This window comes from Microbulbifer sp. MI-G, assembly GCF_030440425.1.
Lineage (GTDB): Bacteria > Pseudomonadota > Gammaproteobacteria > Pseudomonadales > Cellvibrionaceae > Microbulbifer > Microbulbifer spongiae.
The window spans coordinates 3,565,066-3,580,902 of the sequence record NZ_CP098023.1; the positions used below are offsets into that span (position 1 = coordinate 3,565,066).

Sequence of the window (15,837 nt, forward strand, 5' to 3'; positions counted from 1 at the left end):
CATAACCCAACGGTGATGAGATTGCGCTAGTTAGTCCACTTGGTAATTTTAAATTGTCACTGTTAATACCGCATACTTTGACTGAATCTGATTTTAACAGTCAATCGCTGGTATCACTGTCAGGCATTTTACCAAAGGTTAAGATCCTGCAAGATAAACGCGTTTCTTGCGATTCGAACCTTGACATGGTTGAAAAGACAAATGATCAGAGAATCAAATAAAAGGCGGATATGTCCTTATTGGCGACAGATAGCCGTTATACAAATGACCTTCCTGGAGCATAGGAGGGGAAATATAACTGCTCGAGAATCTTATTTATAATTTTTTAACCTCCATCTGGCATTAGCCAATCGGATTCTTATTGTTAGTGTAGACCCAATTACAATTGCCGAGGAATTATCACGAGATTACGCAGACAGGACAATTACCCAAGCGGAAACCAAGTCAAATATTTTACCAGTAGAAAGCAAGAATATAGCAATAAATACTCTTAAATTACTGGAAAAAAAATTAATTGTTAATCTTGGTCAGCAGATCATCTCATCCACTTATGAAGATAAGCCAGAAGGTGGATATGCCACTACCGACAAAGATCAGAACTTACATTACGACATTATTTTTCAGGCTGTAGGTAGCTCTACAAATAGAATACCTATCTATCAGATTTATATTAAGCCCATATTTCTTGTAATTTAGGTTATACGTGGGTAAATTCTGCATGCTAATGCGGTCAAATTGGAGTGCTCATCAAAAGTCCATTGGCAATTTTGTATCTTCTGAAACATGCCTAAAGAAAATTTTCTTAAACTGTTCCTCCCCTATTTCAGTAGCAATAACAAGTAATTTTTCCTTTAAAGATTGAATAAGTTGTGGTTGATTTAGAGTTAATAATGTATTCCATTCTCTTGCCAAAAGTGGCAATGCTGAAAAAAAATCACGCTTAAGAAAAAAGATTTCACTTTGCAAACCTTTCAACAAGTCGGTGTTATCAACAAATGTTTTGTCAGAGTTGTATTTTAGTTGGTTAAGGATTTCTTGTGCATCGGCAAGCTCATTTCTATCCAATCGACTTATCAATATATCCAGCCGTTGTCTTTGCTGAAAACCTGGCGGCGCATGGTCATAAGGAATTTTGTAGAGTATTTTATCTTCGAACTCTCGAGCAAGTTGCGGATGATGATTTTGCAAGTGAAACAACGACAGTGACTTGTAACACCGGATCAGTGGCTGCCAGGCTTCTCTAGCCAGATAGATTGCCGCCGTTTTTTCACATAGAGCGATACCTTTATCAGTATCCTTAGTATGTAGGTAAAATGCCTCCAAGCAGCACACTACCAGTTGGAAAAGGAGGATTTGGTTTTGATCAAGTTCACCATCAATCTGTACAAACCACTGTTGCCAGTATTCAATCAATTTTCCCAGAAAAACTGGTAATGTTTCTGTTGTTTTTTGGTGAGTCAATGCATAATTAAGTAATTTCAGACCTGCCAGTTGTTGAGTTACTTCCATTTCAGCATCAGCATGCGGAACAAATTGCTCAATTATTTTAAAAGTCCATGCCGTTAGTTCGTACTGTAATTTATGTTTGCTCAGTAACTCATGCAGGGGTTCCAAAGTGGCAAAAAATAGTTGATATCTCTGCTCTTCCCATATTTTTTCCAAATGCTCCGCCCAATTGCGTCGATTAAACAACAAATTATTTTCAATATAAGGGTTTGCCTGCTTAACCATTCCTCCACACAAAATCCTTAATCCTTCGCACACTATACTGCTAAATGCACTGATCAATGCGAATTGATCGGTACTTTCTAGTCGTTGTTTTGCAATTTTTTCAAGATGAATTTTAGCCCGCTCTGCAATCACATGACCATGAGGTAAGCGGTTAACAAATCCACGCAATTCAGCTTGCCGGATTTCTTCAGAAATGTTTTCCGTCGTTTCCATTCCAATTTGATCTTTGAAAGCTGCTATATCTGCAATGGCTTGATCAGGTGGTTGTTGAAGGGCAATCATCAGCATTTCCAATAATAGGTTGGGAGTTTTTGAGCTGAGTAACAGCAGTTTTTGCCAAGCAGGTTCAATATTATTCCACTGCCAACTTATGATCTTCTGATAACTAACCCGGGGTGGATTTAACACCTTGTTCAATGTCTGGTCGCTGTGTAATGGGGTTACTTTCAAACAGGTTTCCAGCAGCAGTGGGTTACTGCTAAGGGCAGCCAGCCAGGGCTGACCTAGGATTTTTTCGAATAGATATGGCTGTTGTAACTGCTGCGCTCTGCTATAGATAAACTGATGCTGCTCTGGAACACTAAATCCCTTAAGAATAAAGTGAGGTTGTTTTTGATTGTAGACAAAATGATGAGTTAATTCTGCGCTCTTAAGAATTATCACAACCTTGTGTCGGCTTTCTTGCAGGGCTTGCAACCATTGCCAGATTCCAGCGTCAGCCATATCACCACTGTCGGTATCTATCAGGCTATCCGCATTGTCCAGCACTAGCAGACTGGTGGTAGCTAACCACTTTACTTGTACGGTGGCAAGATCCTCTTCATTTTTAGCAATCAATGGCCGCACCATTTGCAACATATCATTTAGCGAGTAGTTTTCTTGAGCAAAATCAAAATAAAATCCCCAATCTATTTGTTTATGAACCGCTAACCAAGCCGCTAACTGGTGTACCAGTGTGGTCTTACCAATACCCTGTGACCCCGATAAACAAACCATCCTGTGTTCACCAAAGCTTGTCAGTACATCGGCAGCAATGCCATCACTCAACGGATAAAAAGTTTCTGGTAGTAACTCGCTTTTGAATCCGGCCAGCCGTGCATGTAACTGTCCCAGTAACATTTCCTGCAAATATTTCTCAGTTTCGCTATTGACCACTGTCTGACTCATAAAAAAACGTACATCTTTAACAGTAAATAATGCAGGCAATAACCAAGGATGATAGCCGGTTGCCAATGCTGGCAACAGAGTTTCTGTCTTTGGATTTTGCAATGACTTTCGCGCTTCCACTACGGCCTGGGATATCGTTCTTCCCAGAGTTAGCTGTCGATAAATTTCCGCATATGTTGTAAAACTCACAGCGCTATTTAATGGATATTGTAGCCACAGCACGTTACTAATCTCAAATGTATGGGCGATACCTGCCAATTGAGCCACTTCCTCGGTTGTAATCCTGCTACTTAGGCTTAGCAAGTGCACTTTATGGGCTTGTAAATCCTGACAAAGCTCAGTGAAACCCAGTGTTTTCAACGGGTTATCAGCCTCTCCTTCGAGAACCAGTAAGTAAGTACCACACTGCTTTATTATCTGACCACTAAAATGAAAAATATGACAATTCTCAGGTAATGTCAGTGCTGCAGCCTGGCTTTTTCCAAGCAAATGATATTCAATTGGATCAGCACGCAATTTAGTTTTTATCATGCCTGTTAGTAGCTGACTGAAATCTTCGCTAGTTGAAAACAGACTTGTAAAAACGGCAATGTTCAAGGTATCGCCGGAGTGGGGATCCCAGCGAATTTGGTGCTTCTGATCTTGCAAAATATCCTGTACACCGGGCTTGCTGGCAGGTTGTAAAGCCAACTCCAGTGGATAAACAAGCTGCGGATCAAATTCCTCAGTAAGTACTCGACAAAATCCTGCACAGGCAGCAGCTAGTACAAACTTGCTGTCTGGCAAAATTAGCGATTCCCAAAATTCGGCCATAAACATCGGGCTACTGGAAACTATAAACACCTGAAGCTGGTGATAACCTGTAGTTTCAACTGCATTGGCAATTTTTTTTAAATCACAGTTATCATTATCTAGTTTTTCAGCTAGAAGTTGACCAAGCTGCAAAAGTTTATTAAACACCCATGCAGCTTTTTCTTGCTGATCAAGCTCAAACGGATACTGGTTAAAATACCATCGGAGTTGTTGCTTGATTAAAGGGTAAAAAGGTGATACGAATGTTTTTTCTGTGATGAAATGAATCTGTGTTGTACTACTGGTAAAGGTAATTTCAACTTTACCTTGTCGTGATTCGTCAAATGATAATTCTCTGAAAATTAATAACATAGAAGAAACTTATCTAATTATCACTATTGTTAAGCGATGCTTTACTGTACACACATACAAATCAAGTTATTGAACCATGTACAGAAAAAAGTGTTCACCGCGTGAATGACCTTGACACTTTCCAAGTCAGCTTTAAGTAAAGATCCATGCGAATATTCCAGTCAATAGAAAACAGGTTTCAGAATTTTCACTTATACTATTAAGATTGATAGCTTTCTTATTGAGCTAATATAGAATTTGAATCTCTAGCCAAAACCAGTATTTGTATGATAAATGATTTACTGCGGTCAATGCATGAAATTAAATTTAAAATTAATTTATTCAAAAATCTAATAATAACAATTTGATTCTCCATGGCCTATTTTTCACTTGATACAATGCAAACTCAACAACCCAAGGCCCTCATGAGCAAAGCTACTTCCCCAATATTCAGGCCCATTCGTTATGGTTTGGATGGCAATGATTCGGGAAGTTTTGCAAACACCTATAATTAGAGTCTATTTATACTTTGTCCTGAAAGGATGCTTCATGCAGATGATGCTGGCTGAGTTTACCTGAATTAGTACAAACATACAGTGCATCAGGAACATAACACGAGATTAGAGCACTCAAAATAATTTTTAATTGCCTTGGATAAAAATATAGTAATCATGTTTTCTCAACTGCCTTTTGAGTATTGGAGTACTCTTTTGGGATTATTTCAACGATAAATCATCAATGGTTGTATCTCTCTGAAAGTATTGATGCTATAATCGCTGACAGCCTGCTTAACAACCAGAAAGTATACTGTTCAGTATCTCTTTGCACTTTAATTCTTTAATAGCATTCTTCTGTTGCTTTGACCAACCATTTGCTTAATCTGCTCAGATTTTGCTTCATCCTGTAGCGCCAGTGGCATTGCTGGAATCCCGAGCTGACTTATTGATTTTCTCGATCTGGGTGGAAAAAAACTCTTCCGAATTACTGTTCGAGTCATGATTCATTATCTGTACCGCATCAAATGATAGCAATAGTGAAAATAATTTTTTGGTCATTTTTCTCTCTAGTACGTAAAAAAATATCTTATGATAATACTTATATAAACTAACTTCCCAGTAAGGCTAATTCTCTTGTAGCCTAGATATAGGCTAGCTATTTTAAAACCCTCATAGAGCTTTATCAGATCGCAGTGAAACTTTGCAAAAGCCTGTTGATTGCTTTCAAATCATGACCAAACGGATTAATAGTTTCAAATGTTGTTGAACCAGGATAATCTCTTAAAATATATTTAAGAAATGTAGCCAGAGTAGCACTAGGACCAACATCAATAAAGTAATAATCAGATTTTCCAGCCATACATTCTATAAGTTGTTGAAATTGCACTGGTTCGCGAATAATCCGCCATAAATATGGCTGAGTGATTTCGGTAACCTCATCAACGGTACAGGCAGACATCATTTTAATTTTTCCTGGCTGTGCTACTAACCATGGCTCTGAGGTCAAAAATCTTTCCCGAAAACCATCAATTGCCGCAGAGTGAAAACCATATTTTACAGCCAGTTCATGGCTAGCAATACCGAGTCGTTGCAGTCGATTTTTCAGTTTCTGTAAATCACTATTGCTTCCAGATACTACAAAACCAGAATGAAAGTTATAGCCAGCAATTGTGGTACCTGAAAACAAATCAGGCTGGCGTTGGTAAATGTCTGGATCGGATATCACGGATAACATCCCTGCTTGTTGTACATATTTTTTAATATGTCGAGCTAATCGAATTGAGTAACTCAGCCCTTGTTCAATACTGACAGCATCAGCAATCACCGCTGCAGACAATTCACCCAAGCTATAACCTACCAGGCAACCGGGCTTTATTCCTTCTTCTATCAGTATTTTCGCCAGACAATATTCAATCGCTACCAGTGCTGGATTAGTCAGAGTAATGTCATCAAAAGAATCAGCGATACCAAATTCATCAGAAAATAAGTGTTGAATGATAGAAATCGATATCTCCTCAGCAATAATTTCATCACAATAATCCATCCAGGTGCGAAATCTTGAATTGCTATTATATAATTCTTTACCCATACCATAGTATTGTGAGCCTTGTCCTGAAAACATAAATACAATAGGCTTGCGTTTAGATATCATAGTATTAAGTCTTGGGTATCAGTTCATCCAAGCAAAAGTATCCATTGTAACCTTCCATATAAACCACAGCCCTATGACCGAAAAGTACAATTGCTTCAGTGCGAGTGATTAGGTCACTGTAATCAGAAAGAGTACTGACTACCTTGGTGCCGATAGGATACTGCTGATTCCAGTTAGCTACTTTTTGATCAGCGGTCAATTCGACACTATCAGCTGCCTCCACTCTGGACACTGATTCTGATTGTACAAATGACTCTGTCGCTTCCGTTGACTTTTTTTTGTCGGCAGGGAAATCATTGCAATTTTCAAAGTCACGCTTGATTTTTTTAACCAATTTAGACAATACATCACCATGACCAATTTCAACGAACTCCATTTCCTTCTGCGCAAGCAGATACTGTACTGTTTCAGTCCATCGTACAGGGCTGTCCATTTGATTTGAAAGGTATTCCAATATCTTTTCCTGCTTATAAGGAGTACCTGTCACATTGGCAATTACCGGAATCTGTAGCTTTTGTAAATTAAATTTTTTTAGATAATTTAAAAACTTTCTTTTCAACGGAGACATAAATCGTGAATGGAAAGCACCACTGGTATTAAGGGGAAAGAACAATGCATTTCCCTTCTGAAACACTTCTTGAGATTTAGCCACTTCATCCTTGTCGCCGGAAATAACAATCTGTGACATTGTATTAAAGTTAGCCAAGTCAATATTATGCAGGTTGTGTTGTTGTAACAGATCACGAATTTCATGCTCAGATAAGTTAATAATGGCCGCCATCGCACCATTATCAGCTTCTCTCATTAATTCACCACGTTTTTTTACTAGCTTTAATCCTGAGCTAAATGAAAAACATTCAGAAGCCAGCAACGCATTGAATTCACCCAGGCTATGTCCGGCAACAAAGTCAGGTTTCTGATTGGTTTCTGCTATTTTTTTATAATAACTCAGCGCATTAACCACATATAGTGCGGGCTGGGTAAATTGAGTTTGACCTAGCTGTTGTTGCGGATCTTCCAGACATAGTTCCTCAATGGAATATCCGAGTATCTTGTTTGCAGACCGAACCAAATCAGGAAATTGTTCAAACAATCCTTTGCCCATACCGCGAGCTTGGGAACCCTGCCCGGGAAATATATAAACTTGCATAGTTGTCTCCAGTGATTAATACCTATTGTGTAATACAGATCGCGCTGTTCATACCGCCAAAGCCCAAGCTCAAATTTAACGCACACTTAATTTTACAGATTTCGGGTTGACTCTTTACCCAGAAAAAACGATCGTTCAGTGGTTTTTGCAAATTGCGACTTGGATGTAATCGCCCGGCAATCATTTGTTCAATGGTAACAATAACCTCAACCAAACCGGCGGCTGCCAGACCATGACCGAGAAGGGATTTTGTGGTATTAATACGAGCGTGCAATAAATATGACTGTGCCAGTGCCTCAAGCTCTATTGCATCACCCAACAACGAGCCTGTACCGTGAGGATTAACATAATCAATATCTGACGCCGTTATCCCTGCCTGTCTCAGTGCTAAACGAATAGCACTTTTCTCTCCTTCAAGAGATGGATTTGGGTTGCGATTGCCATCAATAAAAGTACCCCAACCTGTGATCAGGGCTAACGACTTAGCTTGACGCGCCGATGCATGAGCAGCTTTTTCGATCACTAAAGCGCCACAGCATTCACCAAAAATAAACCCATCACGATCTTTGTCGAAAGGTCTCGCCGAATATTCCGGTTGTTTGGCAAATCTCTCTGATCCCAATGCACCGGCAGAACGTAAGGCCTGTAGTTCCCAATGGGATAGATCCGTAAGCATACCCAGCACAATACAAGCATCTAACGAACCTGATTCTAGAAAATTAATGGCATTAATGAGTGCGAACTGACCGCTGGCTGAGGCCCCTCCCGTGGAACAACTAAATCCGTGCACCCCTAGGTATTCGCAGCAAAACCCCGCCACGTCAGTGTCCATAAAAGATATACCATAAGCGGGGCGTGTAAAGGTTTCATTTCCATGCAACTGACGATGCATCACAGCCTGTTCTCGCTGCTGAAAATTAGACCCGGAGAGTATTAAACCCACTCTGTGTCCATCGACAGAATCAAGATTAGCGTTTTGCCAGGCTTCCCTGGCGGTAACAGCAGCAACTCTACCCGACCAAGACAGAGTTCTCAGTTGTTTAGAGGACAAATCATCGGGGTATCTCAACTCAGAAATTTCGGCACCGATAAAAGGGGCAAAATCATGTTCAAGATCATCTGGTAACTGCCTACCCTCTCTTTTCAATACTGAGAATTTATGCATTCCGGCAAACAACGACTGAGTAAATTCCTCCCGCCCCTGACCGATACTGGTAGTAATACCGATCCCGGTAACTGCAATAGTCATCGGCTATACCTTTGTTGAAGAATATCAGCCAGCTCTCCCATATTGGTAGCTTTAGCTAATTCCAGTAAAGGCACATTTAACGACAACGCCTGTAGCGTCATCATAACAATTTCTGATCTATCTAGTGAATTCGCGCCCAACTTTATTAGCGTATCACTATACTGAAATTGATACTCTTCAAGTTCCGGTAATACTTCAATCGCATGCTTCACAATGAGATCAAAGATTTCTTTTTTTTGCATATTTGTGTCCTTTTTACTGTGAATATGGACTACTACCAGGAAAACTCTTTGGTGCAGACATAAGGGATAATATTACATACAGTATCATTGCCAAAAAACATCTCCTTAATACAATCCTAAAATATCACTCCCAAGGAAATCGACCTGTTGCAATGTAACGAGAAATTTTGCGCACATTATTTATGTCGGAAAACGTTTTCATATTGGCTTTTCGTGCCAAAGGCTTTGCCTGTTCCAGATCGGGATGCAATTGCTGCATATACTGTTTGTAATTCACTATCGTATTTTTCGATAACCTTCGCAACCGTAGTAAATGGCGCCGCAATAGATTAGGGGTATTGGCCTCCACTTCATCAACCAATTGCCAGCATTTGGCTCGATTCGCGCTAATTGGACTTGTCATCATGGTCATATAATTGGCTTTAGCAAAACCGATACGACGAATTAAAAAAGGCAGCACACAGGCAGGCAGTACTCCAAATAGCATTTCCGAAAGGCTAAACACTGCGGACTCTTCACTAAGCACAATATCACAGGCAGCCACAAATCCCACTCCGCCGGCATTGGTTTTACCACGTACATGGGCAATAGAAACAAATGGACTATGTGCTAGCCGCAGCCAGAGATCATAAAGCGGTTCAGGATCATTGGCCTGATAACTGGTCGAATTGAATTGACGGTTTATTTCATTAAAATCTGCGCCAAAACAAAACACTTCTGGCAGGCCTTCAAGCACCAGCACTGTAATAGTGTCTTCAACACGATCTAAAAACAGGTTACACTCTGTTACCAACTGCTGGTTGATAGTATTGTTTTCTTCGGGACGATAAATTTGTAGATAACCGATGTCCCCATCCAGCCGCGCCTTAATGGTATGAAAACTGAGATCACCCACTAACCTATCCACTGGTATTCCCTATGGAATTCTTTAATTTCACACAGAAATAATGTAGGTTTTACCAACTGGTTTCTGGCGGCACGGAAAATTTCTGTATCCAATACCACATTACGTGTTCCAAACTTGACTGTATTACTGGATACCAGCAGTTTCTCGTATTCCTGCATTGACATTTCATAGCGGCTATCCAGTTGATTCAATATGTCTTGTTGGCGAATTTTTTGCTGGCTTTCAGCGCTAGCGACGCCGCTAAAAAACTCCGAACAGCAACCAGATCCATATGAGAAAATACCAATGCGTTTAGGTTTATCAAAATTGCCATGGTCTATTGTACTGGCCAGCGACAGCATGGTTGTAGCTCCCATAATGTTACCCACCCGTTGACAATATTTCAGCCCCGGAATAACCCTAGCTTCAAAATCGGCTTCGATCTGTGGCGGCTTTGCCTTAACCAACTTACGCATAAGATTACGGTGTGCACCTTTAATCATGCCACCAAACGGAGTGTGCATTGCCAAAAAGTCGAAGGTTTTATCATAACTGCATCCTTCTACCCGTTTTTGGTATTCAAGAAAAGCCTTTTCGCAGCAATCTAAATAAGACAACAATGACAGATCAGAGTCCCCTGCTTCACTGTCAGGATTCGGCCGACAGGCGTCCATAACCTCGTAACCGTAATAACCATTAGCACCTACATCAATTTGCAGTATTTGTGGATTATCACTCACCAATATCGCAACAGCTCCGGCACCACCACTAGGCTCGGCAAATGACCAGTCAAGGGTTAAGGCGTCCCCCCCTTCCTCAATTATAAAACGAGAAATATCAGTAGCCAATAACAACACTTTTGCACCTGGTGAAACCTGAGAGAGAATAAAGTTAACTGCAATTTGTAACCCAGCCACTCCAGAATAGCAGGCATTTTTTACTTCAAATAAACGACAGTTACGATTGAGACCAAGTAAATCATGACAATAAGTGCTCATAGATTTACCAAAATCAAATGATGATTCTGTACAGGTAATAACCATCTCGATACGATCTTTTTCCTCCGGGGATAAAACTTCGATTAATGGTTTAGCAGCATTTATCGCAAAGGTCACCGGATCTTCATGAGGTAAAGCGACAGTTTTCTCTTTCATTAATAGATTTTCAAATCGTGTAAGATCTAATTGTCGATGTTCAGCCAACTTTCGTACATCTACAAAAGTTGTTCCGGGAAACACATTCATGGCCTCGATTCCTACCAACTTCATTATATATCCTCAAACAAGTTATTTATAAGTGATTCTATGTACGGCTGGAACTGCAAGTTACAGAAGTTGTGATTTCAGTGAAAAGCAAATAATTTCTTTCGACATTGCTTGCGCATTCGAAAATCGATGAAAGATTCTTCGGAAGGAATTTGTAAATAGAGATTTTGTTGTTGCACCATAGCGAATGTTTGACCTGGCATCAGTCCAAAACTGTGCCCGGGAAATATCCGTGTTGAAGAATTAAGTCTATTCCGTAATTTTTGCAGACTCCAAAACATCTGCCGGGCTGCATCCGGATTAGGGCACATGCCACAGCCTTCAGCAAACAATACGTCACCGGTAAATAAAAAGTTATCGGTTCTATAGCAAATACACCCAGGGGTATGCCCAGGGGTGGCGATAGCCTCTACAACCAATTTTCCCAATGATAGGCTGGTTTCTTCAATAGCTTGTAAATAGGGACTGCTGAATCCGGAGAAGATAATCTCTGTACCGGACATAAATATTGGGCACTGGTATTCCTCAGCTACTTGACCAGCTAGATTAATATGATCAAGATGAGAATGCGTGATCAAAATGCCTTTTAACTGAGCATTCTGCGTTTCCAACGCCAGGTGCACTTTGTTGATTTCCCAGGCCGGATCCACAATCATAGCTTCGCGACTACCGTTATCCATTAGCAGGTAATTGTAGTTTTTCATCTCCTGGAACTGGACTTTAAAGCACAATAAATCAGCCTCTTTTCCTTTAATGAGTTTACAACACATTGTTAACCGCTCTCATTAACCATTGCCACATTATCCTGTGCCAATCGCCAGGGCACTGAATATCCCTGCACCCAGGCCGCTGCCAGTGGGGTTATATTACCTGTTGTTACCCATTCGTGTATTTGTGCTTCATCAACAGACTGCTCTCGACTTTTGTCCATTACGTTCCCGACCATAATCGCTGTGTCATCAGTTTGCTCATCACCAGCAATAAATCGCTCAATCAGGGCTATTAGCTCAGCAACTGATGCAACAATAAAAACCACCCGTTCATCTAACTCTGTACGACCAATTTGTAAGGTCCGAGCGATACGTAAAAGTGTTTCTGGATCATCGGTTAATCTGGCAAGAAATTTCGGAAATGGCTGCAAACATGCAAGCAACCTGTCCTTATCAGATGCAGAAAAAATACAGCATTGTGGCTTTGCCTCAGCCTGTTGTTCAGGTAATACCGTGGTGGCAATAAATTCTTGCAACACAACATGGGCATTAACACCACCAAAACCAAAGCTACTCACGCCTCCGATGCGCAGTTTACCGGGCTCTTTCTGCCATTCACATGCTTGCTGGGCAATTTGCAATCGGGTTCCTGCCAGATCTATATAAGGGTTAATATCTTCACAGTGCAAACTTTTGACAATACGACGATGCCGCATTTGCAAAACAACTTTGATCAAACCGACAATCCCCGCTGCAAACTCCAAATGACCAATATTGGATTTAATACTCCCGAGCATACAGGCATGGTCACTGGCAGCCTGTATTTTATTTTGGGCAGCAACCATTTTCAGGCCGTTGATCTCTACAGGGTCACCAAGTGGAGTTCCAGTACCATGGCACTCCACATATCCCACTTGTGAAAAATCAATCCCAGAGTCATCCAGTGCTTTGTTGATCACCGCCGCCTGAGATTTAGGATTAGGTGCAGTCAGAGAGTTTGTTCGGCCACCATGATTTTCTGCACTGCCTTTAATCACCGCATAAATGTGATTACCATCCTGCAAAGCCTGCTGTAAAGGTTTTAACATGATCATCCCAACCCCTTCTCCGCGTACATAGCCATTGGCTTGGGCAGAGAACGTTTTGCAGCACCCATCTTTTGACAGCATACCCGCTTTAGAAAAACTGATATACGCATGAGGCGTTAATAACAAATTAACACCACCGGCAATAGCCTGCTCACAATGTCCCAAACGGATCGCTTCGATGGCCCTATGAACCGCGACCAAAGCACTACTGCAAGCGGTTTCAACCGGATTACTGGGACCATGCCAGTCCATCAAATAACTCATTCGATTTGGACCTACCGAGGTGACTTCTCCAGTTGCGGTGTAGGCTTCCACGGGCAGAGCATCGAGGATCGCAGTGTAAGCGCTGGCGCCACAACCGATGTAAATACCGGTGTTAGATCCCTTGGTGGCATCGCCACCACAACCTGCATTTTCCAAGCATTCCCATACGTATTGCATGATCAGCCGCTGCTCGGGGTTGATATACAAGGCTTCAGCTGGAGAAATACCAAAAATCAACGGATCGAATTCATCGACGCCGTCGATAAAAGAGCCCCACTTACTAGCTTCCAGATAATCCCGCCAGTCCCAGCGATGCTCTGGGATCTCACGGATCATATCGCATCCTTCATTCAGCAACTGCCAGAATTCATCAAGATTACGCGCTCCAGCAATACGACAGCTTATACCAATCACCGCAATATCCTTGATACGGTAATGAGTGGCACTGAAGTAGGCTTGTTGAAATCTAGCGGCAAAATCACTCAGGGCTTCATCCCCCTTTTGTTCTGACTGTCGCGTTATTGGTACAGTATTCTCTTCGACCGAAGTTTTTGATACATCCAACAGTTTCTGTATTGTATTATGGTGGTGTTGAAGTAAATATTCAGCAAAAAGCTTGATATTAGTTGCTTCAAAAAAAACAGTAGGCATAAGGCTAAGTTTAAAATAAGCATTGAAGCGATTAATCAATTCAGCCAATAAGATAGAGTCAAAACCAAAATTAGCCCAGTCTGCCTGCAGATCCAGATCTCGTGATTTTTGTTTTAAATACCCAGCTACTTGCTGCTGTACAATCTGAATAAGTTGCTTTAACAAAGGCTGATTATCCTGATAAGTCATCTGCTTTTGCTCGATAACATCAGGCGTTGACTGTAGTTTTTGTATCGAACTACTAAAATAGTTGTGAATGGTTTTTTTCTGTCCATACAGCACTAATAACTGGGTATATTCACTGAGCAGTGTCTGTTTAAGTACTTTCATCCCCAGCTCCGATGGCATTGGGCTAAGCCCTATGACCTGTCGCAAGTTTTCCTGTATAGACTGATCAATCTGCATGCCGTCACTCAACCATAACGGCCAGTTAATGCTGACGCTTCTACCAAAACACCTGCCTTCAGAAACTCTGTGCTGACGTTGACTAATGTAATCATCCATATAACCATTAGCAGCAGCATAATCGAATTGTCCAGGGTTACCAATTACCCCGGCGATAGAGGACATAGTTACAAAAAAGTCTAAATCCATGGATGCTGTTGCTTGGTCTAACGCCTGCAAACCGGAAACTTTAGGCGCCAACACCCGTTGGATCTCATCAGTGTTTTTATTTGCTATATAATTATCTTCAAGCACCCCAGCACAGTGAAATACACCTTGAATATTCTTATATCGATCTACTATCTTGATAAGCTGTTCTGCATTAGCAATATCACAACTATGATAATCAACTCTCGCTCCGTTATGGGACAGCTGTTTGAAAAACAATTTTAATTCTTGATTTAATGCTTTACGGCCCAACAAAATCAGCTGGCAACTATCTGTAGCTGCGACAATGTCCTCAGCGAGCAATCTTCCGATGCCGCCAGCGCCACCAGCAATCAAATAACAACCCTGATTACGCCAAATGTTATCGAGCTTGCGATTCAGATTAACTGCTGTGTTCACCAATTCAATTTTCTGACCAGCTTGTTGTAACAATATATTTATTGAAGGATGTTCTTCACTTATGGTACGCAGTCCAGCCAGGATCCCTCGTTCACCACTACTGTTATCGGAGAGTTCTACTAACAACCAGCAGTTACTTTTCTTGGCAGCTAGTAAATTTTTCGCCTGCTGCAATACATCGATTACCAGCTTTAAATAATCATTACCACCTTGAATACGCACCACATGTTGCCCCCTCAAATCGGGTAAAGCGCTGTGTTGCCAGCAGGGTGAATAAGACACCAGATGATCATCTTGATCATCAATTTGGCGACCAATAAATCCACTAATCCGAACATAGACTGCACCGGATAAGTCAGCAATCGTAAATTCGATGCCTTCTTTACTTGTATAAATATGTCCAAACATTTCATCTGTCAGCGCATTAAATATATCTATTTTTCTGATAGTAAATGGTAATTGCACTGCGCTTGTCAAATTGTCAGGAAGAATTGAAGCCGAGGTAATAAACCCGTCCAACATTCCCGGATCCATACCCATATCGCGCTTTGCGGAACCGGGTAAATTGACCCAAACCAATACCTGCTGCTCTCCTTGGTGTTCTCCCGTTAGAATACGTTTTATACCCTGATGACTCGGACCCAATTCGATACCTTTGTCGAAGAATTTCTGATAAAATTTCGATACAGGAAAATTATTTTTTTTTATTCTTTCTTGTAAACCATTCAGATCAATATAAATTTCGTTAGCGCTCAACTGCACAACCGCTTGATAACTGGCTTTACATTGAAAGTGTATTCCATCAGTGCTACTGACTTCTATACCCCATTCTTCGTCGCCGGAAGGAAATACTCTGATCGTGATAACTTTCTCTTCATTTACCAACAGTGGTCGCAAAAACACACAATCATTAAGGCGAATAAAATGATCCTCTGACATGCTGACAGTATTTTCTAATGCCGCTCTGGCAGTTTCTAGATAAGCAGTAGCAGGCAGTATCTTTTCTCCCCGAATAACGTGATCACGAAGGAATAACTCATCGCCTGATAATGTGGAATGAAACTCAGAAAAAGGATAGGACTCCAGATCCTTGCGATCTATAGATACTGTCATTTGATTTCCTAAAATCTAT

At 41.0% G+C, this 15,837-nt stretch carries 9 protein-coding genes; all 9 read right to left on the reverse strand.

Annotated elements, in window-relative coordinates:
• Window positions 1–747 precede the first annotated feature (747 nt).
• The 9 genes from M8T91_RS14930 to M8T91_RS14970 all read right to left on the reverse strand — a co-directional run bounded on the left by M8T91_RS14930 (window position 748) and on the right by M8T91_RS14970 (window position 15,818).
• Complete coding sequence (locus tag M8T91_RS14930; RefSeq protein ID WP_301414958.1) at window positions 748–4,062, reverse strand: NACHT domain-containing protein; 3,315 nt, start codon at window positions 4,060–4,062, stop codon at window positions 748–750.
• A 1,158-nt stretch (window positions 4,063–5,220) separates the two neighbouring features.
• Window positions 5,221–6,189: an acyltransferase domain-containing protein gene (locus M8T91_RS14935; RefSeq protein ID WP_301414959.1), complete on the reverse strand. Its 969-nt coding sequence runs from the start codon at window positions 6,187–6,189 to the stop codon at window positions 5,221–5,223.
• 4 nt (window positions 6,190–6,193) lie between these two features.
• Window positions 6,194–7,339, reverse strand: coding sequence for an ACP S-malonyltransferase (gene fabD / locus M8T91_RS14940; protein WP_301414960.1), 1,146 nt, complete (start codon window positions 7,337–7,339; stop codon window positions 6,194–6,196).
• Window positions 7,340–7,361: 22 nt separating this feature from the next.
• Entirely contained in the window at window positions 7,362–8,588 is a 1,227-nt protein-coding gene (locus M8T91_RS14945; protein ID WP_301414961.1) for a beta-ketoacyl synthase N-terminal-like domain-containing protein, read from the reverse strand.
• Window positions 8,585–8,830 (reverse strand): acyl carrier protein, encoded by a 246-nt coding sequence (locus M8T91_RS14950; RefSeq protein WP_301414962.1) that lies wholly within the window; start codon window positions 8,828–8,830, stop codon window positions 8,585–8,587. Before M8T91_RS14950 ends, M8T91_RS14945 begins: the two co-directional genes overlap by 4 nt.
• 124 nt (window positions 8,831–8,954) lie before the next feature.
• A complete protein-coding gene (locus tag M8T91_RS14955) occupies window positions 8,955–9,725 on the reverse strand; it encodes an enoyl-CoA hydratase/isomerase (RefSeq protein ID WP_301414963.1) in 771 nt (256 codons plus the stop codon).
• Entirely contained in the window at window positions 9,725–10,984 is a 1,260-nt protein-coding gene (locus M8T91_RS14960) for a hydroxymethylglutaryl-CoA synthase family protein (RefSeq protein ID WP_301414964.1), read from the reverse strand. The genes M8T91_RS14955 and M8T91_RS14960 overlap by 1 nt, the downstream gene beginning before the upstream one ends.
• Window positions 10,985–11,058: 74 nt before the next feature.
• Window positions 11,059–11,685, reverse strand: a complete 627-nt coding sequence (locus M8T91_RS14965) for an MBL fold metallo-hydrolase (RefSeq protein WP_301414965.1) — start codon at window positions 11,683–11,685, stop codon at window positions 11,059–11,061.
• A 68-nt stretch (window positions 11,686–11,753) separates the two neighbouring features.
• Complete coding sequence (locus tag M8T91_RS14970) at window positions 11,754–15,818, reverse strand: SDR family NAD(P)-dependent oxidoreductase (protein WP_301414966.1); 4,065 nt, start codon at window positions 15,816–15,818, stop codon at window positions 11,754–11,756.
• Window positions 15,819–15,837: the final 19 nt, after the last annotated feature.

Coding starts and splice junctions, on each gene's coding strand:
- M8T91_RS14930 (WP_301414958.1), bottom strand. CDS start 4,062: ATGTTATTAATTTTCAGAGAATTATCATTTGACGAATCACGACAAGGT.
- M8T91_RS14935 (WP_301414959.1), bottom strand. CDS start 6,189: ATGATATCTAAACGCAAGCCTATTGTATTTATGTTTTCAGGACAAGGC.
- fabD (WP_301414960.1), bottom strand. CDS start 7,339: ATGCAAGTTTATATATTTCCCGGGCAGGGTTCCCAAGCTCGCGGTATG.
- M8T91_RS14945 (WP_301414961.1), bottom strand. CDS start 8,588: ATGACTATTGCAGTTACCGGGATCGGTATTACTACCAGTATCGGTCAG.
- M8T91_RS14950 (WP_301414962.1), bottom strand. CDS start 8,830: ATGCAAAAAAAAGAAATCTTTGATCTCATTGTGAAGCATGCGATTGAA.
- M8T91_RS14960 (WP_301414964.1), bottom strand. CDS start 10,984: ATGAAGTTGGTAGGAATCGAGGCCATGAATGTGTTTCCCGGAACAACT.
- M8T91_RS14965 (WP_301414965.1), bottom strand. CDS start 11,685: ATGAAAAACTACAATTACCTGCTAATGGATAACGGTAGTCGCGAAGCT.
- M8T91_RS14970 (WP_301414966.1), bottom strand. CDS start 15,818: ATGACAGTATCTATAGATCGCAAGGATCTGGAGTCCTATCCTTTTTCT.